The sequence below is a fragment of the Sphingobium sp. AS12 genome (assembly GCF_019097845.1).
In the GTDB taxonomy this organism is placed as follows: Bacteria; Pseudomonadota; Alphaproteobacteria; order Sphingomonadales; family Sphingomonadaceae; genus Sphingobium.
Genome location: NZ_JAHRGM010000064.1, coordinates 1 through 2,514 on the forward strand (window position 1 = coordinate 1; position 2,514 = coordinate 2,514).

At 61.4% G+C, this 2,514-nt stretch carries 3 protein-coding genes; all 3 read left to right on the forward strand.

The genetic code is table 11. The features are described from left to right. Window positions 1-109 precede the first annotated feature (109 nt). Window positions 110-979, forward strand: coding sequence for a tyrosine-type recombinase/integrase (locus KRZ98_RS19800; protein ID WP_217674977.1), 870 nt, complete (start codon window positions 110-112; stop codon window positions 977-979). A gap of 9 nt (window positions 980-988) precedes the next feature. Then, a complete protein-coding gene (locus KRZ98_RS19805) occupies window positions 989-2,173 on the forward strand; it encodes an IS91 family transposase (RefSeq protein WP_188062716.1) in 1,185 nt (394 codons plus the stop codon). An 83-nt stretch (window positions 2,174-2,256) separates the two neighbouring features. Further along, window positions 2,257-2,400 (forward strand): hypothetical protein, encoded by a 144-nt coding sequence (locus tag KRZ98_RS19810; protein WP_188062717.1) that lies wholly within the window; start codon window positions 2,257-2,259, stop codon window positions 2,398-2,400. The last annotated feature ends 114 nt before the right edge of the window (window positions 2,401-2,514 follow it).

Consider the following 2,514-nt stretch of genomic DNA (forward strand, 5'->3'; position numbering starts at 1 on the left):
GGGGATTGAACTAACCCGCTGACGCGGGAGCGAGGTGGGTATTGGCCGGAATGGCCTCCTGATGAGAAGGTTTGGTTGCTGGACCAACCCTCAACCAGGAGACCATCCCATGACAGATGCCACGACAGCGGTAAGTCCGCTGCGTCGTCGTATGATCGACGATATGAGCCTACGCAACCTATCGCCCGCCACGCAGCGATCGTACATCCATGCGGTCAAGCGGTTCAGTCGGTTTCACAAGCGATCACCCGATCAGCTTGGCCTCGAGGACGTTCGTGCTTTCCAAGTCTACCTCGTATCGCAGGGCGTTTCCTGGGGCGCTCTCAACCAGACGGTGTGTGCGCTTCGCTTCTTCTACGGCGTCACGCTCGATCGTGAGGAGATTCCGGAACGTATCGCCTACGCCCGTACGCCGCGCAAGCTGCCGGACATTCTGAGCGCTGACGAGGTCGTCCGGTTTCTCGAGGCGGTCCCCTCGCTTAAAGCCCGTGCCGCGTTAACGACAGCCTACGCCGCCGGGCTTCGAGCGTCCGAGACGATCGGCTTGAAGATCGCTGATATCGATAGCGACCGGATGCTGATCCAGGTCCGTCACGGCAAGGGTGGCAAGGATCGCGCAGTCATGCTTTCGCCTCAGCTTCTCGGGATACTGCGGACGTACTGGCGGCTTGCACGTCCAGAGATATGGCTGTTCCCTGGACGGGGCGACAAGCCGATCGACGTCCAGGTGCTCCATGCTGCCTGCCGATCCGCGACAAAGGCAGCAGGCCTCGTCAAGCGCGTCAGCGTCCATACTCTCAGGCACAGCTTCGCGACGCATCTGCTGGAAAGCGGCGTCGATATCCGGATTATCCAGGTGCTTTTGGGCCATAGCCACCTCTCGACGACGGCTCGCTATACCCATGTCGCGGCAACGACGATCTCGAAGACGCAAAGTCCGTTCGACCGACTGACGCTTGAGGTGGTGCCGCCCGCCTGATTAGTGGCAGTGCGTGCCGAACTGGAGGTGGCGGATATATTCCGGCGCCATGGTCAAGCTTATCGTCTCGCCCACGATGGCCATATTGGCCGCGTGGAACGCCGGGTCATGTCGGCTATCGAGCTCTGCCGAACGGCGGCACTTGGGGGACATCTTGAGGCGTGCGAAGACTGCAGTCATAGCCGCGCCGCGTATAATAGCTGTCGCAACCGACATTGCCCCAAGTGCCAGACCGCAACCCGCGAGCGGTGGCTAGCAGATCGCCAGGCCGATCTGTTGCCGGTGCCGTACTTCCACGTCGTGTTCACGGTGCCGTCGGAGGTGGCAGAGATCGCGTTCCACAACAAAGCTGTTGTCTATGCGATCCTGTTCGATGCGGTCGCGGCGACGCTGAAGACCATTGCTGCAGATTCACGGCACCTTGGTGGCGAGATCGGCTTCCTTGCCATTCTTCATACCTGGGGTCAGGCGCTCACCCATCATCCCCATATCCACTGTCTCGTTCCCGGCGGCGCACTGGTCGATGGCGAGCGCTGGCTCGCCTGTCGGCCTCGCTTCTTCCTGCCCGTCCACGTGCTCTCTCGCCTGTTTCGGCGGCTATTTCTCGAACGGCTTCGGACCGCTCACGTTGCAGGCAGGCTCCGCTTCTCGGGCACGCTCACCGGGCTCGAAGATGCCGACACGTTCGCAATGTTAGTCCGTCAGCTTGGTCGCAAGGACTGGATCGTCTTCTCCAAGCCCCCATTTGGGTCGCCCGAGCATGTCCTCGCCTATCTCGGCCGCTACACGCACCGCGTCGCCATTGCCAACAGTCGTTTGGTCCGCGCCGACAATACCGGCGTCTCTTTCCGCTGGCGTGATTATCGGCACGGCAACGCGTCAAAGGTGATGTCGCTTACTCCAGACGAGTTTATTCGGCGCTTTCTGATCCACAGCCTGCCCGACGGCTTTCACCGTATCCGACATTATGGGTTTCTCGCTAACGGTTGCCGCAAGGCCCGGCTCGCGATGATCCGTCGGCTCCTGCCACCGCCGCAAGCCACCAACGCCGAGCCGGCAGTTATCGCCGCGATCAAGAGTCGAGCACGTTTCGACCCGACCATCTGTCCCTGCTGCGGTGGTGCGCTACGCATTGTCGCTGCCCTGCCACGGGTCAGCTACCGGTACGCTCAACCCTGTCCGGATACATCATGAACCCTCAGCGCATCCTCAGGCAGGCATATCTTGCGCTGGTGTCGATACCGACCGGCGCGACAGACTACCTATGTCCCCGAGCCATGATGCCGCTGGAACCGGGACCATCTGCGTCGTTCAACGGCGCCAACACATATCTAACGGCATCCAATGTCGTCATGTTCACCACGATCGCCGTCCACAGCAGCACGGCCGCATCCGTCGCCAAGCCGCCCGCACGCTACTAATCCCATAGCTGTGGCCCGCGTCAGCGGGTTAGCTCAATCCGGCTTCAATGAGGTCGCGCACGGTGCCATGACGCCCGCGTTCCGCCGCGCGACCTCACAGAAACCTCCAGATTC